Origin of the sequence: Microbulbifer sp., from assembly GCF_051659245.1 — a bacterium.
GTDB lineage: Bacteria > Pseudomonadota > Gammaproteobacteria > Pseudomonadales > Cellvibrionaceae > Microbulbifer.
Genome location: NZ_JBOFOC010000082.1, coordinates 15,449 through 39,059, shown reverse-complemented (window position 1 = coordinate 39,059; position 23,611 = coordinate 15,449). Strand labels below are relative to the sequence as shown.

The 23,611-nt window shown below is 61.7% G+C and carries 19 protein-coding genes; 5 read left to right on the top strand and 14 right to left on the bottom strand.

The features are described 5' to 3' along the window. Positions 1 to 11 precede the first annotated feature (11 nt). From ACRC0P_RS09000 to edd, 7 genes are all read right to left on the bottom strand, one after another. Positions 12 to 728 (bottom strand): SapC family protein, encoded by a 717-nt coding sequence (locus tag ACRC0P_RS09000; protein WP_438630041.1) that lies wholly within the window; start codon positions 726 to 728, stop codon positions 12 to 14. Positions 729 to 897: 169 nt separating this feature from the next. Further along, a complete protein-coding gene (pyk, locus tag ACRC0P_RS08995; protein WP_438630039.1) occupies positions 898 to 2,334 on the bottom strand; it encodes a pyruvate kinase in 1,437 nt (478 codons plus the stop codon). A 185-nt stretch (positions 2,335 to 2,519) separates the two neighbouring features. Beyond that, positions 2,520 to 3,554 (bottom strand): type I glyceraldehyde-3-phosphate dehydrogenase, encoded by a 1,035-nt coding sequence (gap, locus tag ACRC0P_RS08990; RefSeq protein WP_438630037.1) that lies wholly within the window; start codon positions 3,552 to 3,554, stop codon positions 2,520 to 2,522. A gap of 48 nt (positions 3,555 to 3,602) precedes the next feature. Then, entirely contained in the window at positions 3,603 to 4,232 is a 630-nt protein-coding gene (locus ACRC0P_RS08985; RefSeq protein WP_438630069.1) for a bifunctional 4-hydroxy-2-oxoglutarate aldolase/2-dehydro-3-deoxy-phosphogluconate aldolase, read from the bottom strand. Positions 4,233 to 4,300: 68 nt separating this feature from the next. Beyond that, positions 4,301 to 5,011, bottom strand: coding sequence for a 6-phosphogluconolactonase (gene pgl / locus ACRC0P_RS08980; protein WP_438630035.1), 711 nt, complete (start codon positions 5,009 to 5,011; stop codon positions 4,301 to 4,303). Between the two features lie 16 nt (positions 5,012 to 5,027). Beyond that, complete coding sequence (gene zwf / locus ACRC0P_RS08975) at positions 5,028 to 6,488, bottom strand: glucose-6-phosphate dehydrogenase (protein ID WP_438630033.1); 1,461 nt, start codon at positions 6,486 to 6,488, stop codon at positions 5,028 to 5,030. 74 nt (positions 6,489 to 6,562) lie between these two features. Next, positions 6,563 to 8,380 carry a phosphogluconate dehydratase gene (edd, locus tag ACRC0P_RS08970; protein ID WP_438630031.1) on the bottom strand — a complete coding sequence of 606 codons (1,818 nt, stop codon included), beginning with the start codon at positions 8,378 to 8,380 and terminating at the stop codon, positions 6,563 to 6,565. Positions 8,381 to 9,387: 1,007 nt separating this feature from the next. On the opposite strand from edd, the gene ACRC0P_RS08965 reads away from it, so the two are divergent. Continuing rightward, positions 9,388 to 10,434 (top strand): LacI family DNA-binding transcriptional regulator, encoded by a 1,047-nt coding sequence (locus ACRC0P_RS08965; RefSeq protein WP_438630029.1) that lies wholly within the window; start codon positions 9,388 to 9,390, stop codon positions 10,432 to 10,434. A 78-nt stretch (positions 10,435 to 10,512) separates the two neighbouring features. On the opposite strand, the gene ACRC0P_RS08960 is transcribed toward ACRC0P_RS08965, so the two are convergent. From ACRC0P_RS08960 to nagK, 4 genes are all read right to left on the bottom strand, one after another. Beyond that, positions 10,513 to 11,832 (bottom strand): sugar MFS transporter, encoded by a 1,320-nt coding sequence (locus ACRC0P_RS08960; RefSeq protein ID WP_438630027.1) that lies wholly within the window; start codon positions 11,830 to 11,832, stop codon positions 10,513 to 10,515. Between the two features lie 298 nt (positions 11,833 to 12,130). Further along, positions 12,131 to 13,252, bottom strand: a complete 1,122-nt coding sequence (nagA, locus tag ACRC0P_RS08955) for an N-acetylglucosamine-6-phosphate deacetylase (protein ID WP_438630025.1) — start codon at positions 13,250 to 13,252, stop codon at positions 12,131 to 12,133. A gap of 22 nt (positions 13,253 to 13,274) precedes the next feature. After that, the gene (nagB-II, locus tag ACRC0P_RS08950) at positions 13,275 to 14,306 is read right to left on the bottom strand and encodes a glucosamine-6-phosphate deaminase NagB-II (protein WP_438630023.1); all 1,032 of its coding nucleotides are present in this window, start codon (positions 14,304 to 14,306) and stop codon (positions 13,275 to 13,277) included. A gap of 20 nt (positions 14,307 to 14,326) precedes the next feature. Then, positions 14,327 to 15,265 (bottom strand): N-acetylglucosamine kinase, encoded by a 939-nt coding sequence (gene nagK, locus ACRC0P_RS08945; RefSeq protein WP_438630021.1) that lies wholly within the window; start codon positions 15,263 to 15,265, stop codon positions 14,327 to 14,329. A gap of 317 nt (positions 15,266 to 15,582) precedes the next feature. Between nagK and ACRC0P_RS08940 the strand changes: the two genes are divergently transcribed. Both ACRC0P_RS08940 and ACRC0P_RS08935 read left to right on the top strand, forming a co-directional pair. Beyond that, complete coding sequence (locus ACRC0P_RS08940) at positions 15,583 to 16,449, top strand: DUF6279 family lipoprotein (protein ID WP_438630019.1); 867 nt, start codon at positions 15,583 to 15,585, stop codon at positions 16,447 to 16,449. A 67-nt stretch (positions 16,450 to 16,516) separates the two neighbouring features. After that, complete coding sequence (locus ACRC0P_RS08935) at positions 16,517 to 17,797, top strand: aminotransferase class I/II-fold pyridoxal phosphate-dependent enzyme (RefSeq protein WP_438630017.1); 1,281 nt, start codon at positions 16,517 to 16,519, stop codon at positions 17,795 to 17,797. A 158-nt stretch (positions 17,798 to 17,955) separates the two neighbouring features. Here the strand turns inward: ACRC0P_RS08935 and ACRC0P_RS08930 are convergent, their stop codons facing one another. From ACRC0P_RS08930 to ACRC0P_RS08920, 3 genes are all read right to left on the bottom strand, one after another. Further along, positions 17,956 to 19,626 (bottom strand): lysophospholipid acyltransferase family protein, encoded by a 1,671-nt coding sequence (locus ACRC0P_RS08930; RefSeq protein WP_438630015.1) that lies wholly within the window; start codon positions 19,624 to 19,626, stop codon positions 17,956 to 17,958. Then, positions 19,623 to 20,414, bottom strand: coding sequence for a UDP-2,3-diacylglucosamine diphosphatase (locus ACRC0P_RS08925; RefSeq protein ID WP_438630013.1), 792 nt, complete (start codon positions 20,412 to 20,414; stop codon positions 19,623 to 19,625). Before ACRC0P_RS08925 ends, ACRC0P_RS08930 begins: the two co-directional genes overlap by 4 nt. 117 nt (positions 20,415 to 20,531) lie before the next feature. Beyond that, positions 20,532 to 20,864 (bottom strand): DUF1820 family protein, encoded by a 333-nt coding sequence (locus ACRC0P_RS08920; RefSeq protein ID WP_183455596.1) that lies wholly within the window; start codon positions 20,862 to 20,864, stop codon positions 20,532 to 20,534. A 167-nt stretch (positions 20,865 to 21,031) separates the two neighbouring features. On the opposite strand from ACRC0P_RS08920, the gene miaB reads away from it, so the two are divergent. Next, entirely contained in the window at positions 21,032 to 22,399 is a 1,368-nt protein-coding gene (gene miaB, locus ACRC0P_RS08915; RefSeq protein ID WP_438630011.1) for a tRNA (N6-isopentenyl adenosine(37)-C2)-methylthiotransferase MiaB, read from the top strand. Positions 22,400 to 22,588: 189 nt separating this feature from the next. After that, complete coding sequence (locus ACRC0P_RS08910) at positions 22,589 to 23,611, top strand: PhoH family protein (RefSeq protein ID WP_438630009.1); 1,023 nt, start codon at positions 22,589 to 22,591, stop codon at positions 23,609 to 23,611.

Here is a 23,611-nt window from a genome sequence, read left to right as displayed (position 1 = left end):
TCCGTCTCGCTTCAGGCACCTGCCTGCAGCTTGGCCAATTTGGACAGCTGATGCAGGGATCCCAGCTGGGCGTAAATAGGCGGCAGGAAGCCCCGCTTGCGGAAGTCCTCAAACTGCTCTTCGCTCAGCTCGTTGAGCTTTTTCTCATCGACGATATAGAGCCCATTGAGGTCGATCTTCTCCTCGCCGGCGTTGACTGAAACCGATTGGGCCGTCAGCAATTCCATATCGACCAAAACCTTTACAAAAGCTTTGGTCATCTGGTCGCTCTCCAGGAAGCTGACCAGAGTCTCCTTTTTGGCCTTCAGGTAGTCCGTCTCCTCGCCCGATTCGGTAAACAGGGCACTCCCCTCCTCCTTGCTCACCCGCGGACTGTTCTCGATCAGGGCGACCATCAGCTGCTCCTGTTCCTGGCCATTCGGCGCCAGCACAAAGGGGTGGTTGCGGATACAGCCCGGTACAAATACGCCCCGCCATTGGCCATCCTCTACAAACAGGTTCTCCCCCACCTTCAGGCTCAACAGAGCCACCGACTGGAACTGCCCGGTATCAGAATTCTTGACAAAAACAATCGGGTATTCGGCCCCGAGGCGGCTGAACTCGTGCGCAGTCACCGGAACCATATGGCTGTTCTTCACATGCTCAAAGCTGCCCAATTCGTTCACCTTCAGGTTGCGGTGAACGTCGCTGCGCAGGGGGACGATTTTGGGGGCTTGGTTAGTCGTCATACAACACCATTGGATTGATCTGGTTATTCTGATTGAAGCCGGAGAGTATATTTTTTATACGACCATATTTCCATAAGCAATTTGAGGCAACCCGGCTGGCCAGGGCTCATCTCAGGAGCCCGCCGCCGGCAAAAACCGCCCTCAGGGGCAGAGACAGGCCGGTCACATATTACTCAATTTCCTTGATGCGCATAGAGCTGGTATGGCCACCCACGTTCACGCGTTCACCCTGAGTGATCAGAATCCGCTGGCCCTTTTGCAGGTCCAGGCGGGAGCCAAGCACTTCGATTATCGAGTCTGTCAGGTGGCCCAGGGGCACCGAGGCGGGATCAAATTCCACCGCCTCCACGCCGCGCAGCAGCACCAACTGGCGCGCCACCCGGGGATGGCGGGTGAGTGCGTAAATGGGCAGGTGGGTGGTGGCCCGGGACATGATGCGCGGGGTGCGGCCGGACTCGGTGAGCGCAGCCACCGCGCACAGGTTCTCGACCCGCGCGGCCACATCGATGGCCGCCTGGGCGATCACCGTGTCGATGCGGTCGGAGGCACTCTGGTTTGCGGCCGGTCGCGGTACGCTGCCCAGGTACTGTTCCGCGCCCACGATCACCTCGGCCATGGACTCCACCGCGGCCACCGGAAAGTCGCCGGCGGCGGTCTCCGCGGAGAGCATCACCGCGTCGGTGCCATCCAGCACCGCGTTGGCCACGTCCATCACTTCCGCGCGGGTGGGCGTGGGACTGGTGATCATGGATTCCATCATCTGGGTCGCGGTAATCACGCCACGGTCCAGGGCATTGGCGCGGTTGATCAGTTTTTTCTGCACACCGATCAGGGCCGGATCGCCGATCTCCACACCCAGGTCGCCGCGGGCCACCATAATGGCATCGGCGGCGAGGATCAGGCTGTCCATCTGCTGGTCGTCGGCTACCGCTTCGGCCCGCTCCACTTTGGCGACGATGGCTGCCTGGCTGCCCGCCTCCTGCATGGCCTGGCGCGCGGTCTCCAGGTCCTCGGCGCAGCGCGGGAAGCTCACCGCGAGGAAATCCACATCCAGTTCGGCGGCGAGAACGATGTCCCGGTAATCCTTTTCTGTCAGCGCGGGGGCTGAAAGGCCGCCGCCGAGAAGGTTGATGCCTTTGTTGTTGGACAGCTTGCCCCCCTGCAGCACACGGCAGAAAAGTTTCTGCGGAGTGGTACCGGTGACTTCCAGGCGGATCTTGCCGTCATCCAACAGCAGGATATCGCCGGCCTTGCAGTCACTGATCAGGGTCGGGTAGTCCACACCCACGCGGTGCTGGTCGCCGCCCTCTGCCGGACAGTCGGCATCCAGGGTGAATTCGCTGTTGTTCTCCAGCCAGATACTGCCTTCGGCAAAGCGGGCAATACGGATTTTAGGACCCTGGAGATCCCCCAGTACCGCGACCAGTTTATTTTGCGCGGTGGCCGCGCGGCGTACTTCCGCCACGCGGCGGCGGTGGTCATCGGCAGAGCCGTGGGAGAAGTTGAGGCGCACGATGTTGACGCCGGCACGGATCATTTCTTCGATCACGTGGGGCTTGTCAGTGCCCGGGCCGAGGGTGGCGACGATTTTAGTATGGCGAATCATAGTAACCAGTTAGAGTTATTTGGTAAGACTGGAGAGATTAATACCCTCTCCCACATGCGGGAGAGGGGAAAGCAAGCGCGGGCTCGCGGCCCGACGCGGAGCTGGAGCCTTCAGCTTAGCTAAGGAGTCTTCAGCTCAGCTAAGGAGCCTTCAGCTCAGCTAAAAAGCTCCGCACTCCCGGGATATCAGGCAGTTTCGGCTACGCGCTCCTGCAACTGCAGCGCTTCCCACATCGCCAGGCTGGTGTCCAGCATGCGGTGGGAGAAGCCCCACTCGTTGTCGTACCAGGCCATCACCTTGACCAGGTTGCCGTTGACCCGGGTGTGGTTGGCGTCGAAGTGGCTGGAAGCCGTGGTGTGGTTGAAATCCACGGATACCAGCGGCTGGTCACAATAGGTCAGTACGCCGCCGCTGGTCTCCGCCGCTTGCTGCATAATGCTGTTGACCTCTTCCGCGGTGGTTTCGCGCCCGGCGATAAACTGGCAGTCCACCAGGGAAACATTGTTCACCGGCACCCGCACGGCCATGCCGTCGAGCAGTCCCTTGAGTTCCGGCAACACCAGGCCCACCGCCGCGGCCGCACCGGTTTTGGTGGGGATCATATTGTCGGCGGCGGCGCGGGCGCGGTAGATGTCCGCGTGCACCGCGTCCTGGGTGTTCTGGTCATTGGTGTAGGCGTGCACGGTGGTCATAAAACCGCGCTCGATACCCAGCTCCCGGTGCAGCGCCTTGGCCACCGGCGCGAGGCAGTTGGTGGTACAAGAAGCGTTGGAAACCACCTTGTGGTCAGCGGTGAGTTTGTCGTCGTTTACGCCGTAGACCACAGTGAGGTCTGCATCCTTGGAGGGGGCGGAAATCAATACGGCCCTGGCGCCGGCGACCATATGGGCCGAGGCCGAGGCCTTGTCCGTAAAGCGGCCGGTGCATTCCAATACCAGGTCCACCCCGAGTTCTTTCCACGGCAGTTGCGCCGGATCGCGTTCCTGGCAAACCCGCACGCGGTCACCACCGATCACCAGCGCATCGCCGTCGACAGATACCGGCGTGTTGAAACGGCCGTGGATAGTGTCGAAACGGGTCAGGTGTGCGTTCGACTCCACCGGAGCCAGGTCGTTGATGGCCACCAGCTGTACGCGGTCGCGATAGCCGGATTCGTAGATAGCACGGGTGACGTTGCGTCCGATTCTGCCGTAGCCGTTAATGGCGATCTTTATTTTCATCTCGCTTTAACCCTCAATATTTTGAATTTTCCAACCAACCGCGCTTTCTCAACCTTTCAGCGCGGCTGCCTCTTTCGCCAGGCGGGTGATCTCCCCCCAGTTCTTTTCCGCGACCAGGGAGGAAGCCGCCATCCAGGAACCGCCCACGCACATTACGTTGGGCAGCGCCAGGTATTCCGCCGCATTTCCCGGGCCTATTCCGCCGGTGGGGCAAAACTGCACCTGCGCCAGGGGACCGGCGATGGACTTCAACATGGGCACGCCGCCCGCCGCCTGCGCAGGAAAGAATTTCTGGTAGCGATAGCCCCGCTCCAGCAGGCGCATCACTTCCGACGGGTTCGCAGCGCCGGGCAGCAGCGGTACTGTGGAACCTTCCGCGGCATCCAGCAGTTTTTCGGTGGCACCCGGGCTTACCAGGAAGCTCGCGCCGGCATCTACGGAGCGCTGTAAATCATCACCGTTCAGTACGGTGCCCGTGCCCACATGGGCGTCCGGCAGGTGTTTGGCTATCCGCTCCACCGCCGGCAGCGCCGCCTCGGTACGCAAGGTGATTTCCAGCACGTTCAAGCCGCCTTCCACCAGCGCTTCGGCCAGCGGCAGGGCGTCTTCGACATTATCGATAACCAGGACCGGGACGACTCCGGCCTGCTCCAGTATTTCGGAGATATTCTTTTGCATCATCAAATTCCAAATTGCTCGTTGTAGCGGACCTGCGGCCCACGAACCGGGCTGAAACCCGGCGGCGTTTACGGTGCCCAGTAAACAGTGACCGGTTTCAGGCCCTGTTTGAGAATACTGCGCACCGGCATTTCCAGTTCGTCGCTGCCCAGCAACGCCTCGCGGTAGACCCTGAGTTTTTCCTCACCGGTGATCAGCAGCTTGATATCCCGCGCCTGCAAAATTGCCGCAAGGGTCAGAGTCATACGCTCCGTGTGGCTGCCGGTGACTTCGCTCTGCTGTGCGGTAATCGCGCGGCAGAGTTGGTCGGACTGTGGGTCCAGCGCCTCCTGCAGACCCCGAGAGTGGGGAAACAGCGAGGCGGTGTGGCCGTCGCTGCCCATTCCCAATACGCAGACGTCGAAGGGCCTGGGCAGTTCGCCGTAGACCTGCTGGCAATCCGCCTCACCTTCCGCGGCGGTGGCATGGGGCGTTTTCAATCCCAGGAAAGGTGCTCCCGAGGCGTTGTTCTGCAGCAGGTTGTCCTCGATAAACGCGTGGTTGCTGCCGCTGGCCGTTTTGTCCACCCAGCGTTCGTCCACCAGCGCGACTGTAATCTGCGTCCACGGAAGCGGCCTTTTCGACAGGGCCTGGTACACGGGCTTCGGCGTGCTGCCACCGGAAACCAGGAAGGTGGCCTGACCGCGCTCCTTGATCCCCAACTGCAGCGCACTGGCGCAGTCGTTGGCCAGGGCCAGTACCAGACGCTCGCGATCCGGATAAAATTTCTCTTCTACCATTGCGCCCACCCCGATGTTATTGCGCGTTGAACCAGTGGCGCCCGTCCTGTTCCAGGAGATCACCGGCCGCCTGTGGCCCCCAACTGCCGGCCCGGTAGAGCTGCGGCTGGTTATTGGTCTCGTGCCAGTGGTCGATGATCGGATCCACCCAGGCCCAGGCCGCGGCCACTTCGTCGCGGTGGATAAACAGAGCGGAGTTGTTGGCCGCCGCATCCAGCATCAGGCGTTTGTAGGCATCGCTGCGGAAGGTGTCGTAGGTGTCCGACAGGGTGAGGTTCAACTCCACCGGCCGCAACTCCATGGTCAGGCTGTCCATTTTCTTCGCCATCAGCACCAGCTTGATGCTCTCCTCGGGTTGCAGGCGGATCACCAACCGGTTGGGCAATACATCTCCCGCCTCCGGACTGAACACCCGGTGAGAGACTTTTTTGTACTGGATTACGATTTCCGCACAGCGCTTTTCCATGCGTTTGCCGGTGCGCAAATAGAAAGGCACACCCGCCCAACGCCAGTTGTCGATATGGGCGCGAATGGCGACGAAGGTCTCGGTACTACTGGAGGCCGCTTCCAGCTCTTCCAGGTAGCCGGGCACCAGCTCGGTGCCCAGGCCGCCGGCCACGTACTGACCGCGCACGATATTTTTGTCCACCGTGTTACCCGCCAGCGGGCGCAACGCTTCCAGCACTTTGATTTTTTCCGCGCGGATGTTTTTCGCCGACATGCTGTTGGGGGATTCCATCGCAATCAGGCACAGCAGCTGCAGCAAATGGTTCTGGACCATATCGCGCAACGCGCCGGTCTCGTTGTAGAAACCGGCCCGCCCTTCCAGGCCCACGGTTTCCGCGATGCTGATCTGGATATGGTCGATGGACTTGGCGTCCCAAAGGTGCTCGAACAACACGTTGCTGAAACGCAGCGCCAGCAGGTTCTGTACGGTTTCCTTACCCAGGTAGTGGTCGATACGGAAAATATTCTCTTCCGGGAAATAACTGGCGATCTTGCTGTTGATTTCGTCGGAGGTTTGCGCGTTGTAGCCGAGGGGTTTTTCCACCACCACCCGGGACTGGCCGCTGATCAACCCCTTGAGAGACAGATTTTCGCAGCAGGGACCGAATACCGCCGGCGGAATCGCCAGGTAGAAGAGTCGCACGCGATCCTCTTCGGCGCGGAGGATGCCCGCCAACTGGTCCCAGCGATCGTCCGGCTCGGAGATATCCAGGGCCACTGCACGCAATAGCTGACTGAAAGTCTGCCAGGCGGAATCGCTGTACTCGCCGTCGCGCAAATGGGTCTTCAGCGCCTCCCGGGCGGTGTCCAGGTACTGGTCGGCGTCTTCCTGTCGACGGCACACCGGAAAAATGCGGCAGCCTTCTGCCAAACTGCCCTCCAGATGGGCCCGGTACAGTGCGGGAATCAGCTTGCGCAGGGCCAGGTCGCCGCCGCCGCCGAACAACACCATGTCAAAAGGAGTAGCCATAAATTTGCTCTTAAAATTTCTGTATTTTCCCCGGTGCTCCACCGCCACAGACGGCTATCGCGCACCGGGAAGCATCAAAACAATATACTGGCACCGCTCTCCGCACCGCTGGCCAGCGCGCGCATATTGGCGAAGAGTTCGCGCCCGGTGCCGCGTGCATTGGCGGACAAATCGCACTCCGCCGGCTCCCGCGCGGCCAGTTCGGCCTCGTCCACATCTACACGCAGGATACCCGCCTCACAGTCCAGTTCGATCAGGTCGCCGTCCCGGATTTTGGCGATGGGGCCGCCGTCGACCGCCTCCGGAGATATATGGATCGCCGCCGGTACCTTGCCGGAAGCACCGGACATACGCCCGTCGGTAATCAGCGCCACCTTGAATCCGCGGTCCTGCAGCACGCCCAAAGGCGGGGTCAGTTTGTGCAGTTCCGGCATACCGTTGGCGCGGGGACCCTGAAAGCGCACCACCGCAATAAAGTCTTTGTCCAGTTCGCCGGCCTTGAAGCTCTCGATCAGTGCGTCCTGGTCGTCGAACACCACCGCCGGCGCCTTCACTTTCAGGTGTTCCGGCTTGAGAGCGGAAACCTTTATCACGCTCTTGCCCAGATTGCCCTCCAGCAATTGCAGGCCGCCGTGGCCGGAGAAGGGTTCGCTGACCGGGCGGATAATCGTCGTGTCGCCGCTCTCCTCTGCGGTCGGGCGCCACACCAGGCCGCTCTTGTCTTCGTTGAGGAAAGGGTCGTAGCAATAGGGTTTGAGGCCGGAGTCGCCCAATACCGTGTGTACATCGTCGTGCAGCAGGCCGGCGTCCAGCAGCTCGCGAATCAGGAACTGCATGCCGCCGGCGGCGGCGAAGTGGTTGATGTCCGCAGTACCGTTGGGATACACGTGGCACAGCAGCGGCACCACGTCGGAGAGCTCCGCCATATCCTGCCAGGTCAGCTGGATGCCCGCCGCGCGGGCCATGGCCACCAGGTGCAGGGTGTGGTTGGTGGAACCGCCGGTGGCCAACAGGCCGACAATGCCGTTGACAAAGACTTTTTCCGTGAGAATTTTCGAGAGGGGCGTGAACTGGCTGGGCTCAGTGATCCGCACCAGTTGCTTTACCGCTTCATCGTTGAGCGCGTTCCGCAGCTCGGTGCCGGGGTTTACGAAGGAGCTGCCGGGCAGCTGCAGACCCATGATTTCCACCAGCATCTGGTTGCTATTGGCAGTACCGTAAAAGGTACAGGTGCCCGGGCTGTGGTAGGAGGCGCTCTCCGCTTCCAGCAGTTCCTTGCGCCCCACCTTGCCTTCCGCGTACAGCTGGCGCACCCGTACCTTTTCCGCATTGGACATTCCGGTGGGCATGGGCCCCGCCGGTACGAATACCGCCGGCAGATGGCCAAAGGCCAGTGCACCGATCACCAGTCCCGGGACGATCTTGTCGCAGATCCCCAGATAGAGGCCGCCCTCGAAGACATCGTGGGACAGGGCCACCGCGGTGGACATAGCGATCACATCGCGGGAGAAAAGTCCGATTTCCATACCGGGGCGACCCTGGGTCACGCCGTCGCACATGGCGGGTACGCCACCGGCTACCTGCGCGCTGGCACCACTGCGCATCGCGGCCTCTTTCAGCAGCTGCGGATAGGTACCGTAGGGCTGGTGCGCCGACAGCATGTCGTTGTAGGCGGTGACTATCGCCAGGTTGGGCCCGCGCCCGGAGGCGATCAGGTTTTTGTCGCGGTCGCTGGAAGCGGCGATGGCGTGCGCCAGGTTGCCGCAGGACAACCGGGCGCTGGCGCGCCCCTCGATATGTTCGCGCTCTACTTGAGCGAGGTATTCCGCGCGCGTCTCCTCGCTGCGCTGGATAATCCGCTCGGTAACCGCCTGGATTTTGCTGTGTACCATAAAGACCCGTATCTGGTTGTGTAGGATGGGCAAGGCGAAGCGTGCCAATCCCACGCGTTAACTCGCTGTGATCAGACGGCAAACTCGAGCGCCGCAGCGCCGGCCTTTGCCCGCCGGTAGTGTTCGGTCAGCTGCGCGGTGGAACGCCAACCGCGTAAATCGCTACTTTCCAATTGTTGTAGCGCCGCAGCCAGTCCCTTCCCCAGTTCCAAGCCTCACGGGCGCGAGAATAGATTTCCAAAATAACGCCAGGACAAAAACCTTGTACTCAAAATGGGGGCAATCAGTGCACCCAAGGTACGGAGCCGGCAGCTTGTGTAGCAGAATTGTGTTGCGCGGATACCCTCGAAACCCGATGACAATAGCAACGCCACCATCAATAGCAGCCCCCATTATGTAGTAAAATTACAAACACTTTCAAGCGCCTCGAATTCACTTTCAACCTGGAAGGATACCGACACTCCTTCAACCTACACCACTTCCGGCAATCCTCCGCGCAATCTGGGGTGTAGAACGGGGCGCCGGACAGGGAGTTGGCACTGCTTGCTCTTCTCTAGTGACAGGCGCTGCGCCTCTTGCAAGAATTGACAGCGCTATCATATCAATAAAGAATCTTATCGCAGGATGAGGGTGAATGGGTTTTGTAGTTTTCCTTCACGCCCGGGACGAGCGGACCTCGGGCTCTCTCTACAGTAAAGAATCTCATCGCAACTCAAGTTTCGGGGTTCAACCGTAGGGTGCGCCGTGCGCACCGCTCCAGGGCTGGTGGGAGCCCCAGGCTTCTTGGTGCGCACGGCACACCCTACGGCTGTCCCGGAAGCACTCACAGGTCCTCGAGCCCCGAAATTTGAGATCGCAAGATGGGGGTCAATCGGTTTTGTAGCTTTCCTTCACGGCAGGGACGAGCGGACCTCGGGCTCTACAGCCCCGTAGGTGCCCTGTACGCACCTCCCCTGCCCCCGGTGTTAGAATGCCCGCTTCGGCCAAAGTAAGGACCAGCGCCACCGATGAAAGCCACGATCAACGACGTCGCCGCACAGGCGGGCGTTTCCATCAAGACCGTTTCCCGGGTGATCAACAACGAGCCCTCGGTTCGTCCGGCCACCAGGAAGAAAGTGATGGAGGCGGTAGAGGCGCTCAACTACCAGCCCAACCTGGCGGCGCGCAATCTGGCCGGAAGCCGCTCCTACACCATCGCGCTCATCTACGACAATCCCAACGCCTACTACGTGATCGATATGCAAAACGGCATACTTGAGGCCTGTAAGGCGCGCGGTTACGAACTGCTGATCCACCCCAGCAATTCCAAATCCGCCTCGGTGCACGACGAACTGAAGAACCTGGTGGAGCACTCAAAAATTGCCGGCCTGGTGCTCACCCCGCCCTTCTCTGAAATCCAGGCGGTGATCGACACAGTCAAATCCCTCAAAGTGGATTACGTGCGCATCGTCTCCAGCGCCGCGGCGCAGGAGGACGAGGAAAACTGTATCCAGGTGGACGACAGCGCGGCGGCTTTCGATCTCACGCAACACCTGTTGCAGCTGGGACACAAACGCATCGGTTTCCTCTGTGGGGGCGAGGAGCACGTATCCACCTACGGCCGCCTGCACGGCTACAAGCGCGCCCTACGGCAAGCGGGTATCACCGTGGACCCGAACCTCATCCTGAAGGGGGAATACTCCTTCGACTCCGGGGTGCAGGGGGCCAAAACCCTGTTGCAGTCCGCCGAGCCACCCACGGCGATCTTTGCCAGCAATGACGAAATGGCTGCGGGCGCACTGTTTGCCGCACGCCTGATGAATATCGATATTCCGCAACAGCTTTCCATCGTCGGCTTCGAGGACAGCCCCTTCTCCCGCCAGACCTGGCCCAAACTCACCACCGCCCACCAGCCCAACAACGAGATCGCCAAGTGCGCCGCGGCGCTGGTTCTGAGCAAGGCTCGCGGCAAGGGCGCGGCAGAGAGCGGCACCGCGAGCAAAGAGTCGGGAATCGTGCGCGAATTTATTCCGTCGCTGGTGGTGCGGGACTCCAGCGGGCCGGCGCCGACTTGACTGCAGAATGCGGTGGCTCCATTCCACACAAAAAAGAAAGCCCTCACAGGGAGGGCAGGTAGAATCAAATAAGAAGCGCTACTTCCAGCTGCGCATCTTGTGCCCCTTGAGTGCGTAGAACAGGATAAACAGATAGCAGGGTAGCGCGATCCAGTACCCCATCCGGGTTTCACCAGTGGCCTCCGCTATGGGGCCAAAGCCGAACAGCGGAATGATCGCGCCGCCGGCGATCCCCATAATCAGCAGTGCTGAGCCCTGGGCGGTAAACCTGCCCAGCCCCTCCAGCGCCAGCGGCCAGATGGAGGGCCACACCAGCGCGTGGGCCAGGCCCATCAGCGCGACAAAGGTCACGGTGTCGGGCACAACCGGAACACCGCTCCAGCCCCAGAGCACGCCGGCGATCGCGGTACTCTCTGAGGAGCCGAACACCGCACCCAGGACGCAGAGGCTGCCGGCGACGGCGGAACCCAGCAGGGCCTGCTGCTGGCTGATAAAGCGCGGGATACCGAAAACCCCGATCAGGTAGCCAACCACCATAAACACCATGGTGTAGGAAGTGAGCGAGGAGAAGTTGGCCAGCCCGAGGCGCTCGCCGTAGAGGCCGATGGTGTCGCCGGCGATCACCTCCACGCCCACGTAGGTGAACAGCGCCAGCGCGCCAAGAACCACCTGGGGAAATTGCAGGACGCCGGATTTGCTCTCGCCGTCCTCGGTTTCGTCTTCCTCGATATCCGGAAGACCGGAAAATTTGACCAAGCCCACCAGCAGCGACAGCATGATGGCCATGTAGATATAAGGCATGACCAGTCGGCTGGACACTTCTTGCAGTTTGACTGTGCGCTCCGCCTCTTCCAGCCGGGCAATCGCCTCGGTATTGAAATCGCTCAGGCCCGAGAGCACCAGAGCCGTAAATACGATCGGAGCGAGCACGCCCGCGCTCTTGTTCAAGATCCCCATCACCGCGATGCGCATGGCCGCGCTCTCCGCCGGGCCGACCTTGACCACATAGGGATTGGAGGCGGTCTGCAGGATAGTCAAACCGGCGCCGAGGCCGAACAACCCCAGCAGGAATATTGGAAAGCTGCCCGTCTGCGCCGCGGGGATAAATACCAGTGACGCTGCCGCCATAATTGCCAGGCCGATCGCCATACCGTCCTTGTAGCCGGTGCGGCGCAGGATATACGACATCGGCAGTGCCATCACCGTGTAGGCGATATAAAAGGCAAAGGTGACGAACAGGGCCTGAAAATCATTCAGGTTGCACAGAATTTTCAAAAACGGGATCAGCGAACCGTTCAGCCAGGTGACAAAGCCAAACAGAAAAAACAACATGCCGACAATCGCCATCGGCAACAAACTGCTTCTCGACCTACTCTGGGTTGCTACTGCGGTTTCCATAGGAGCACCTTCTTTATCGTTATGATGTTTTTGTAACTACTCGCCTTCGGGACTCGGGAAAAGAAACCGGAGCTTGATGCAAAGGCCCTGATACCGGGAGCCGTTCGAGAAAGCGCCTGCGGCTGACAAACAGACCGATGAGGCTGTTGAACGAACGGCTACCGGTAGCAGGGCCGCCCACGGCCCCGGCTTAGTGCCACAGGGGTGAATAGTACGTTTTGAAATTTGTTTTTAAACTCAAGTTTCGAAATTCGAGTCACCCGCCGGTGGCTACCGGAACTGAACCCGGAAACTTGAGTCAAAAAACTTTCCTGCCACCTATCCAGGTTTTCTCAACCTCTAACTTCTCGTTCAGCAAAATCATGTCCGCGGGCCCGCCGGCTTCCAACCGGCCGGCTTTCAACCCCAAAAACTGCGCCGGATAGAGCGCGCCCATGCGCAGCGCCTCGGCCAATTCCACACCACACCAGTCGCGGATATTGCGCACCGCCCCGATCATATCCAGGTGTGACCCGGCCAGTTCACCGGTGGTGGAGGTAAGCCTGTCACCCTCCCGGGTCACCACCCGATCGAACAGCGGAAAACGGGTTTCCTCGCTGCCCACCAGGGACATGGCATCGGTTACCAGCATGATTTTTCCGCGCGGCTTGGCCTTGAGCGCCAGCTGCATGGCCTCGGCGCAGACGTGGTGGCCGTCTGCGATCAGTCCACACCAGGCGTCGTCGGTGATCAGCGCTGTTCCCACCATGCCCGGCTCGCGGGACTGCAGCGGGGACATGGCGTTGTACAAATGGGTAAAGCCCGTGGCCCCCACAGCCACCGCCGCCGCCGCGGTCGCGCCGTCGGCATTGGAATGGCCCAGGCAGACCTTCACCCCCAGGGAAACCAGCTTGCGGATATCTTCCACCGCGACATTTTCCGGCGCCAGGGTGACCACCTTGACCCCCAGGTCGTCGCGGGCGTAGATGGCCAGTTCCTCTTCGCTGAGGGGACGGATAAAGTCCGCTTCATGGGTGCCCTTCTTCGGCTCGCTCAGGTGCGGCCCCTCGAAATGCACTCCCAGCACACCGGGCACCCCCTCGCGCAAGGCGGTGCTCACCGCATCCGCGGCCCGCCGCATCACATCCACCCGGTCGGTGATCAAGGTGGGCAAAAATCCGGTGGTGCCGTAACGCGCGTGAGCCGCCCCAATTTTGCCCAGCGCGTCCACGCTGGGGTCGTTGTTGAACAGTACCCCGCCGCCGCCATTGACCTGTACATCCACCAGCCCCGGAGCCAGCAGGCCTTTAAGACGCTCGGCAGCGGCGGCCGCCTCGCCGCCCAGGGACTGAATACGTCCCTTGTCGTCTACAACGAACGGAATATTGCGATGCATCTGTTCGCCGTCGAAAAGCTGTTCCGCGATCAGTGTGCGCGCCACAGGAAGCTCCAGATTCAGCGGGTCAAAGGGTCCGGGTGACTTTTTTCAGCCCGGCGGGTTCGTCCGGGTTGACGCCGCGGCTGATCGCCACATGGGCCACGTCGATATAAAAACGTTGCAGCAGCGCCAGCGGAGCCACCCGAGGGTGTACCCCTTTGCTCGGCACATGCAGGTTCACCAGGGTGCCACCGCGGCGGATGATGTCGGCGATTTGTTCGCTGTGCGCCTCGAAGGATTCGTCCTCGATGGGCACGTTGACCACGGTGAGCTTCTGCTCCACCAGGGTCACCGGGCCGTGCAGGAATTCCGCGCTGGAGAAAGACTCCGCGTGGATATTGCACACTTCCTTCAGCTTCAGGGCCAGTTCGCGGGTAATTGCGTAACCCGGACCGCGGCCCAGCACCACCAGATTTTTTACTGCTGCCAGGTCCTCCGGACGCAGTTGGATGTCGGAGTGGACCGCCTCTTCCAGGGTCTGCGGCAGTGTGCCCACCGCGTCGAGCAGTTCCTCGTCGCGAGTCCAGTTGGCCACCAGCTGCAGCACCGCGGAGAGGGTCGCCAGGTAGCTTTTGGTGGCGGCGACCGCTTTTTCCGGCCCGGCCTTCAGCGGCACCATCAGGTCGACGATATCGCCGATGGGCGCTGTTTCGTCGTTGACCAGCGCCACCGTGTAGGCGCCCGCCTCTTTTGCCATTCTGGCCTGGGCGAGGATGTCCGGGCTGCGACCGGACTGGGAGATCACCAGCACCAGGGCGCCCTCCAGCTTGAGCTTTCTGCCGTATACGCTGGATACCGAAGGCGCCGCGGCGAAGGTGGGCGTACCCGTTTCGATCTCGATCAGGTACTTGGCAAAAACCCCGGCGTGGTCAGAGGAACCGCGCCCCACGATCATCACAAAACGCGGCGGCTCTCGGCGCAGGCGCTCGCCCAGTTTCGCCATGGTGTCGGCGTTGTTGCGCAATTGCTCGGCGATGCGACCCGGCGCTTCGCGGGCTTCGGTTTCCATTACGGTGGTGGCCATCGGTGTCGCCTCGGATGGAGTTGCTGCGGTCATGGAAGATCTCTGCTCCTCGATCAGCCAAACAGCGCTTTGCTGCCGGTGTTTTTCCCGGATTTTCCGGCGTCCCGGGCCAGGGATTGCTGCGCAAAATAGACACAGCCGATTTCCGGCGCGTCCAGCGGCTCGGCCAGGCGCTTCACCACATGGGGGGCGAGCCAGGGGCGCAGGCGGGGCGCCAGGCCACCGATCATGGACAGGCGGGGCGGCTTCAGCTCCAACAGCTTGTCCGCCAGGGCGCTGATATAGCCGGCGCCGTCGCGCACGATGGACACCGCCACCGGATCGCCGGACTCCGCGCACTCGATCACCGGCACCGCCAGGCGCGCGTAGTGGCTGGAGGACTTGCCGCCGATTTTCTCGAACACTTCGCTGGCGTCGCTGCTCCCCAGGGCCTTGAGCAGTTCGCCCTTCAGGCGCGAATCCTCCGCCAGGCCGTCCAGGGCCAGGAACAGGTACTTGACCGCCTCCATGCCCATCCAGGCGCCGCTGCCCTTGTCGCCGTGGGGAAAGCCGTGGCCGCCGATCAATTTACTTCGGCCGTTGACCCAGGCGTAGCCACAGGAGCCGGTGCCGGCGATGATCACCGCGCCGTCGCCGCCGCGATGGGCGCCGAGGCATGCGGAGTGCTGATCGGTGGTGAGGTACATTTTCCGGAAGGGATGGGCCCAGGATGCCATCTCGTCGTACAAGCGCGGCATATTCACGCCGGCCAGACCCACGCCCGCTACCAATTCTCCCAGGGTTTCCGGCGGCAGCTTGGCGTCGGCGAGCGCGAGGGCAGCGGAGTGCATAATGGAATCGATGGTCTGGGCATAGCCGTGCAGCGGGTTGGCCGGGCCGGCGACGCCGGTACCGAGCAGGCGATTGTCGGCATCCACGACAGAGGCGCGACATTTGCTGCCGCCACCGTCGATGCCAATAAAAAGTGTATCCCTGTCTCTCAAAGCAACCATCTGTAATCGGCCTCTAAGATTTTGTATTGTTATGTGTTTTTACCGGGCTTCCCAATACATTTCATTTCCCCCCGGAAACCCGGCCGAAGCAAACCCACACGGGTGGTGCCAATGCCAATATAGGGGGATACTACCGCAGCAATGACAGCGTTGTCACCCAATTTCTGTAAAAATCGCCAACAGAGGGCGCCGACCGAGCTTCCTTGCTCTGGCATTGGTGAAGTATATAGATTCTTATAGCCGCGTGGAGGTATGGATAAACTGGCTCGGCTATGCTTGTGGTCGGCTTACCGGGTGACCGCCACAAGGAAGAACCTATGACCCTAGGGGCAAACCAACTGCCGGACCGGATACTGCGCCTGCTTCCGGCCACGACCCTGTTGTTGCTATTGGCCAGCTGTTCCAGCGTACAGCTCGCCTACAACCATATGGACCGCTGGATACGCTGGCAGTTGGACGACTATGTCGACCTCAAGGGCCCCCAGAAGCAGCAGTTGGCGGCGGCACTCGACAGCTTCCACCACTGGCACCGGCAGACCCAACTCCCCGACTACGCCGACTACCTGGAACAACTGGCCGACCGGGTACAGCAGAGCCAGTTCACCTCGGCCCAACTACAGGCCGTGGAAAAGCAGGTGGGCGATTTCTGGGACACCGCCAGCGCCCGGTTCTACGACATCCTGCTGCCGCTGGCCGCGACACTGGACAGCGGCCAGATCGACGAGTTGGAGGAGAACCTGCAGGAAAAGCGCGAAGAATCTCTGGAAAAATGGCGCGAGTCACCGGAAAAAATACAACGCCGTCGCTTGAAACAGATACGCAAGCACAGCCGGCGCTGGCTCGGCAAACTCAGCGGCGAACAGGAAGCCCTGATCGCCGAATGGGTCGCGCAGGCGGCATACAACCCGCTGCTGCGCGACCGGCAGCGCCAGCTGTGGCAGGCCCGCGTTATCGAACTCCTGCGCCGCAAGCCCGAGGGCTACCTGCAACAGCTGCGCGACCTGATGGTAAACCCCGGGCAACTCTGGTCTGAGGAGTACCGCCGGATGCAGGATCAACGCCACCGGCAAATCCGCTCCCTGAGCGAACAGATACTCGCCACCATCACCCCCGAGCAGCGCCTGCATCTGGAAGCGGCGCTGCGCAGCCACGCCGGGGATTTTCGCAGTCTCTCCCGCGAATAGGATGCAAGAGTTCCCGCGAAACTGCTAAGCTCGCCGCTTCCATTCATCGGCCAAACGAGGAAACCCCGTGCGTATCGACTCCGCCAGAAGCGACCAGTTGCAAGAGTGGGAAAGTGAACTGAGCGCGCAGTACCAGCGTATCTGCCAACACGAATTGAACCTGGACCTGACCCGCGGCAAACCCTCCGCGGACCAGTTGCACCTGTCGGACGGGCTGGACGGGATTCTCAACGGCGACTACCGCGCCGCCGACGGCACCGATACCCGCAACTACGGCGGCCTGGAGGGCCTGCAGTGCGCCCGCGAACTGGGCGCGGATATCCTGCAGGTCCCCACCGAAGAAGTGATGGCCGGCGGCAACAGCTCCCTCACCCTGATGTACCACGCGGTGCTCACCGGCTACCTGTTCGGCTTTGCCGGCAACACCCCCTGGCGGGAGATGAAATCGCCCAAGTTCCTCTGCCCGGTGCCCGGCTACGACCGCCACTTCTCCATCTGCGAACAACTGGGCATCGGCATGGTGAACGTCCCCATGACCGCCACGGGCCCGGATATGGACGCGGTGGAAGAGCAGATCCGCGGGGACTCCGAAATCATCGGTATCTGGTGCGTGCCCAAATTCTCCAACCCCACCGGGGTCACCTACGACAAGGAGACCGTGGACCGCCTGGCGCAGCTGGGCCAGTTCGCCAACCCCGGCTTCCGCATCTTCTGGGACAACGCCTACGCGATTCACGACCTGGAGCATCAGGTCAACCTGCCCGGTATTCGCGAGGCCACCCACGAGAACGACACCGGCGACTCGGTGCTGCAGTTCGCCTCCACCTCCAAGGTGACCCACGCCGGCGCCGGCCTCGCCTTCGTCAGCGCCAGCGAAGCCAACCTGGCCTCACTGAAAAAACAGATGCAGGCCATGACCATCGGCCCGGACAAGGTGAACCAACTGCGCCACTCGCGCTTTTTCGGCGAGTTCACCCTGCTCCGGGAACATATGCAGAAGCACGCGCAGATACTCAAACCGAAATTCGAATGCGTGCAGAGCCAGCTGGAAAAGGCCTTTGCGGATACGGACCTAGGCACCTGGGAAGAACCCAAAGGTGGCTATTTCGTTTCTTTCAATACCCGTCCCGGCTGCGCCGCGGCGGTGATCCAACTGGCCGCGGACGCCGGTGTCAAACTCACCCCCGCCGGCGCCACCTTTCCCTACGGCAAAGACCCTGAGGACCGCAATATCCGCATCGCTCCCAGCTTCCCGCCCCTGGAGGAACTGGATACCGCCATGTCGGTGTTTGTGCTCTGCGTGAAGCTGGCCAGTGTGCGCAAGCAGTTGGGTATGAATGCGGAATAAATGCGGAATAATGAATGCGGAATGCGGAATGGCGCGCGTCCCTGCGCTTCACCCGCTTCGCGGGCAGCCTTCGGCTGTGCAAATCTGCTCCCGGCAGATTTGTCCGCATTCCGCATTCCGCATTCCGCATTCCGCATTCCGCATTCCGCATTCCGCATTCAGGAAAGATAGCGCCTGGCGAATTTCGGGTCCACCTGCTCCAGGTCCACCACCACCAGCCCGTCCACCGAATCACAGAAATCCGGGTCCACATTGAAGGCGTGAAAGCTGGTGCCGCCGGGCCGGGTGACCGAGGCGTACTTCTTGAAGAGCGGCGGCAGCATCACCCCCTCTTCTTTCAGGATTTTTTTCAGCTGCGCCATATCCTCGCCGGCGTCGCCGCTCAGTACCGGCAAATCCTCCCGCACCTCCGCAAACGGCAGGCGCGCGTCTCCCAGCGGCGCGTCGGTAGCGAAGTGGTGCAGGAAATAGCGCACTATCGCCGACTTGGCGCGCAGGGAAAAATTGCCCGGCATGGACACCGGGCCGAACAGATAGCGCACCCCACAGCGCCCCACCCAGCGGCCGATTCCGGACCACAGCAGGTCCAGGCCGCGGCCGCGCCAGTACTCCGGGAGCAGGAAGCTGCGCCCCAGTTCCGCGGAGCCGGGCAGGCACTGCCGCGGCGGGCGCGGGTAATTGAACAGGGTGCTGCTGTAGATCTGCTCCGCTTCCAGGCTATCGGTTTTCGCCAGGCGATAGGCGCCGGCGACCTTCTTCTTTTCCCGGTCCCACAACAGCAGATGGTCGTAGTGGGCATCGAAGGCGTCCCAGTCGCGGCTGTGGCCGGTGCCCTCGCCCACCGCGCGGAAGGCGATTTCGCGAATGCGCGACAGCTCGCGCATCACCGGACAGTCCGGCCGCTGTCGGTAGAGCTTGACCGCGAACTCACCCTGCCCGATCAGCGTGTCGCAGCTGTCCATCACCCGCGCCACCTCCTCCCCGGGCTCCGCGGGGGCGATGATTTCCGGGCCCAGCGGTCGCGGGGATTTGTGCAACCGGTGCACGTACCGGCGCCACAGACCAGCATGGGCGCGGGGTGTCAGCGGCCAGTTGCGAAAGTGCTCCGCCGCCACCGCGCTGCCGATGCGGATATCGATACCGCGGCTGGTCTGCTTGAACATCTCGCGCACCAGCCACAGGGTCGACAATGGCTTGTTGACCATGGAGAGACCGTAAAACCACAGGGAATTGCGCCCGCGCACCTGCACCGGCAGTATCGGTGCGCCGGTTTTCTCCGCGAAGCGCGCAAAGCCCGGATTCCAGCGCCCGTCGCGCACGCCCTGGGGTGTGAGCCGGGATACCTCGCCGGCGGGAAAAACGATAATGGCTCCGCCGCCGTTCAAGTGCTGGTAGATTCCCTCCACATCCGAGCGCCGGGTGCGCCCCTTGAAGTTATCCACCGGCAGCAGGTAGGAGCGCAGCGGTTCGATATTCCATAACAGCTGACTGGCCACCGCTTTCACATCCTTGCGCACCCGCGCCACCATATCGATCAGCGCCAGGCCATCGAGACTGCCCAGGGGGTGGTTGGAGACGATCACCAGAGGACCGGCAGTGGGAATCCGCTCCAGCTCAGAGGGGTTTATGTCGTAACGGAAATCGAAATAGGCGAACACCTGGCGGATAAAATCCAGCCCGCCCAGATGCGGGTAGCGTCGGCTGAAGGTCTGGATCTGCTCCTCGCAGCAGATTTTCTTCAGCGCCGCTGAGGCCAACCGGCGCGAAGGCTTCTGCGGTGCAGCGCTGTACCAGGGGTTTTTCTGCAACAGGTTTTCAAGTTGAATCATGCCGCCACCGCCTCCGTCATGATGTGCGCCAGTTTGGGCGCGCGATGCCAGTGCAGCAGTTCCAGGCGGCCGTCGGGCTGCTCCACCACTGCGGTCATGGAGTCCACCCAGTCGCCGCAGTTGGCGTAAGTGATTTCCTGTCCCCCGGCGCCGCTGTGGCGGATGCCTGCGCGGTGGATGTGCCCGCAGATCACCCCGTCCAGACCTCGGCGGCCGGTCTCGCGAATGGCGACCTCCTCAAAGCTGTGCATCATGCGCTTCGCCGCCTGTACGCGACTCTTCACATGGTTGGCCAGTGACCACCAGGGCTTGTCGAAGCGCCCGCGCCAGTAGTTGATCCAGCGGTTCAGGCGCAACATCAGATAGTAGCTGTGGTCGCCGATGTGATAGCTGATGGGATTGATATTGATCTGGTACTCGAACTGGTCGCCGTGGGTGACCCAGTAGCGTTTGCCGTCCCCCGCGGTGTGCACCCAGTCGCGCTCCACGCGGATATTGCCCAGGCGCTTGCCCGCCCAGCTGCGCATGGGCGCATCGTGGTTGCCGGGAATGTAGATGATTTCAGGCGTCCGGCTGGAGAGTTCGGACAACATCTCCAGCAACAGCGAGGACGCCTGGCACCAGCTGCCCCGGCCCTGGGCCAGGGCTTTCATATCGAAGATATCGCCGACCAGGTAGACGGTGTCGGCGCGGTTCTGGGCCAGGAAATCCGCCAGCCGTTGCGGCTCGCTGTCCCGGCTGCCCAGGTGCACATCGGAGATCCAGAGTGCGCGATAGCGGTTGCTCATAGCAAAGTCCCAACTTTCGGTTTGGGTAACTTTGCAGCGCTTTTCTTACAGACGTGCGACGATCAGTTGAAGCTTGTATTGCAGGGATTACCCGGCCTTTGGCGGCCGGGCTGGGCGCTACTCGGTATCGCCGGGGTGGCGCATGGGGGCGGGAAACGGGAACTGGGTGACCTTGTCGCCCTTGGCCTCGACGATCTTGCCCACGCCTTCCTTCTCCACCTCGTCGATACGCACGATACTGTGCATGGGGATATAGGAGCGGGTCACCGACGCGAATTCGCTCTTGAGCTTCTCCTCGCTGGGGTCCACCACCAGTTGGGCCTTCTCGCCAAAGACAAACTCCTCCACCTCGATAAAGCCGTACATATCGCTCTGGTAGATGGCCCGGGCGTAGAGCTCGTACACCTGGTTCTGGTTGTGAAAGATGACTTTGTAGATAGGATTCGCCATATGCGTCTCAAAAAGGTCCTGGCCAGGGAAATATTAGTCTGGGCGGGAGCTGCACCCGAAAAAGCGGGCAAGGATAACAGCCTCAATATAGCCCGTCTATGCAGCCGGAAGTGGGATCGCTATAATGCCCCACCATTTTGGCTGAACAGTTTTTAACCAGGCGTGATATGTCCGAAACTTCGGTGAAAAAGCTCTATATCAAGACCCACGGCTGCCAGATGAACGAGTACGATTCGGCGCGCATGCGCGACCTGCTCGGAGAATCCCACGCCATGGTGCCCACCGACGACCCGGAAGACGCGGACGTACTGCTGGTCAACACCTGTTCCATCCGCGAAAAGGCCCAGGAAAAATTGTTCCACCAGCTGGGCCGCTGGAAGCACCTGAAGGAAAAGAATCCCGACCTGATCATCGGCGTGGGCGGCTGCGTAGCCAGCCAGGAGGGCGAGGCCATCGCCAGGCGCGCGCCCCATGTGGACCTGATCTTCGGCCCCCAGACCCTGCACCGGCTGCCGGAGATGATGCAGACCAGAGCGCAGAAGAACGGCGCCGTGGTGGTGGACGTCAGCTTCCCGGAGATCGAGAAATTCGACCGCCTGCCGCAGCCGGAAGCGGACGGCGCCACCGCTTTCGTTTCGATTATGGAGGGCTGCTCCAAGTACTGCACTTTCTGTGTGGTGCCCTACACTCGCGGCGAGGAAGTGAGCCGCCCGCTGGCGGACGTGCTCGAGGAAGTAGCCCACCTGGCGGACCAGGGGGTGCGCGAGGTGAACCTGCTGGGGCAGAATGTGAACGCCTACCGGGCCCCCGGCGGCGACGGCCAGATCGTCGATTTCGCCGAGCTGATCACCTATGTAGCGGCCATCGACGGCATCGACCGTATCCGCTACACCACCTCCCACCCGGTGGAGTTCTCCGACGCGCTGATCGATGTCTACGCCGAGGTGCCGGAGCTGGTGAACCACCTGCACCTGCCGGTGCAGAGCGGTTCCGACCGCATACTCATGGCGATGAAGCGCGGCCACACGGCTCTGGAGTACAAATCCAAGCTCCGCCGGCTGAAGAAAATCCGCCCGGACATTTCCCTGTCTTCAGATTTTATCGTCGGCTTTCCCGGCGAGACCGAGCGGGACTTCGAGGCCACCATGAACCTGATCCAGGAAGTGGGCTTCGACACCTCCTTCAGCTTCATCTACTCGCCGCGCCCGGGCACCCCGGCGGCGGACCTGCCGGACGAAACCCCGGCAGAGGTCAAGAAAGAGCGTCTGCAACTGCTGCAGAACCGCCTCAACCAGCAGGCCGCGGCCATTTCCCGGCGCATGGTGGGGAATACCGAACGGGTACTGGTCACCGGCGTATCGCGCAAGGACCCAGGGCAATTGCAGGGGCGCACCGAGAACAACCGGGTGGTCAACTTCCGCGCCGGCGACCTGGGGCTGATCGGCAGGTTCGCGGATGTGCTGATCGAGGAGGCGCTGCCCAACTCGCTGCGCGGGACCCTGGTGGCCTCGGAACTGGACGGCCCGCTGGGGTAATTCGACTGGTTTTCCCTGTAGGAGCGGCGGGGCGGCCATCCGCCCCGCCGCTCCTACAGCGGTAATACCGCAACGGTATAAGGGTTTGGACTGTTTAGAACCTATTCGTCACATTCTCCCCTTTCCCATACTGGGAAAATGGGTATACCCTAGCAATGAACCCCCTAAACAAAGGTGCCGGAAACCAATTTGGAAACTTATACCCTCGCTCACAGTATCACGCTTGAGCCCAACGACGCCCGCCGCCTGGCCAATCTCTGTGGCCAATTCGATCAACACCTGCGCCAGATTGAACAGCGATTGGATATCGAGATCCGCAATCGCGGCAATCAGTTCGCCCTCTACGGGGAGCCCGAGTCCGCCCGCGCCGCCGGCGAACTGCTCAGTTCCCTGTACCGGGAAACCGGCGACCGCGACCACCTGACACCGGACGAGGTCCACCTCGCCCTGCAGGAATCCGGTGTCGAGGAGTTGCTGGAGAAACCGGCGAGCGAGGGCGCGGAGACGGAACAGGTAGTGCTGATCCGCACCAAGAAGTGCTCCGTGCGCCCGCGCGGTCTCAACCAGCGCAAGTATGTGCGCGCGGTGCAGAACAACGACATCAACTTCGGCGTGGGCCCGGCGGGTACGGGCAAGACCTACCTGGCAGTGGCCTGCGCGGTAGAGGCCCTGCTGAAAGACCAAGTGGAGCGTATCCTGCTGGTGCGGCCGGCGGTAGAGGCGGGCGAGAAGCTCGGCTTCCTCCCCGGCGACCTGAGCCAGAAGGTGGACCCCTATCTGCGCCCGCTGTACGACGCCCTCTACGAAATGCTCGGTTTCGAGACCGTGGGCAAGCTGATCGAGCGCAATGTGATCGAGGTGGCACCGCTGGCCTATATGCGCGGGCGCACCCTGAACAACGCCTTCGTGATCCTCGACGAGAGCCAGAACACCACCCGGGAACAGATGAAGATGTTCCTGACCCGTATCGGTTTCGGCTCCACCGCGGTCATCACCGGCGACCCCAGCCAGATCGACCTGCCCCGCGGCCAGGCCTCCGGCCTGCGCCACGCCATCGAGGTACTGGGCAAGGTGAACGGCATCAGCTTCACCCACTTCGGTGCCAAAGACGTGGTCCGCCACCCGCTGGTACAGCGCATCGTGGAGGCCTACGACACCTACGAAGCGGCCCGCGACGCCCTGGTCGACAAGCCGGACGAAGACGCAGCCTAG

Bases quoted from the DNA above. Each gene is read 5' to 3' on its own strand.
- pyk (WP_438630039.1), bottom strand. From the start codon at position 2,334: ATGATTCGCCATACTAAAATCGTCGCCACCCTCGGCCCGGGCACTGAC.
- ACRC0P_RS08985 (WP_438630069.1), bottom strand. From the start codon at position 4,232: ATGCAAAAGAATATCTCCGAAATACTGGAGCAGGCCGGAGTCGTCCCG.
- zwf (WP_438630033.1), bottom strand. From the start codon at position 6,488: ATGGCTACTCCTTTTGACATGGTGTTGTTCGGCGGCGGCGGCGACCTG.
- miaB (WP_438630011.1), top strand. From the start codon at position 21,032: ATGTCCGAAACTTCGGTGAAAAAGCTCTATATCAAGACCCACGGCTGC.
- ACRC0P_RS08930 (WP_438630015.1), bottom strand. From the start codon at position 19,626: ATGATTCAACTTGAAAACCTGTTGCAGAAAAACCCCTGGTACAGCGCT.
- gap (WP_438630037.1), bottom strand. From the start codon at position 3,554: ATGAAAATAAAGATCGCCATTAACGGCTACGGCAGAATCGGACGCAAC.
- pgl (WP_438630035.1), bottom strand. From the start codon at position 5,011: ATGGTAGAAGAGAAATTTTATCCGGATCGCGAGCGTCTGGTACTGGCC.
- ACRC0P_RS08940 (WP_438630019.1), top strand. From the start codon at position 15,583: ATGACCCTAGGGGCAAACCAACTGCCGGACCGGATACTGCGCCTGCTT.
- ACRC0P_RS08960 (WP_438630027.1), bottom strand. From the start codon at position 11,832: ATGGAAACCGCAGTAGCAACCCAGAGTAGGTCGAGAAGCAGTTTGTTG.
- nagB-II (WP_438630023.1), bottom strand. From the start codon at position 14,306: ATGACCGCAGCAACTCCATCCGAGGCGACACCGATGGCCACCACCGTA.
- edd (WP_438630031.1), bottom strand. From the start codon at position 8,380: ATGGTACACAGCAAAATCCAGGCGGTTACCGAGCGGATTATCCAGCGC.
- ACRC0P_RS08925 (WP_438630013.1), bottom strand. From the start codon at position 20,414: ATGAGCAACCGCTATCGCGCACTCTGGATCTCCGATGTGCACCTGGGC.
- ACRC0P_RS08920 (WP_183455596.1), bottom strand. From the start codon at position 20,864: ATGGCGAATCCTATCTACAAAGTCATCTTTCACAACCAGAACCAGGTG.
- ACRC0P_RS08965 (WP_438630029.1), top strand. From the start codon at position 9,388: ATGAAAGCCACGATCAACGACGTCGCCGCACAGGCGGGCGTTTCCATC.
- ACRC0P_RS09000 (WP_438630041.1), bottom strand. From the start codon at position 728: ATGACGACTAACCAAGCCCCCAAAATCGTCCCCCTGCGCAGCGACGTT.
- nagK (WP_438630021.1), bottom strand. From the start codon at position 15,265: ATGGTTGCTTTGAGAGACAGGGATACACTTTTTATTGGCATCGACGGT.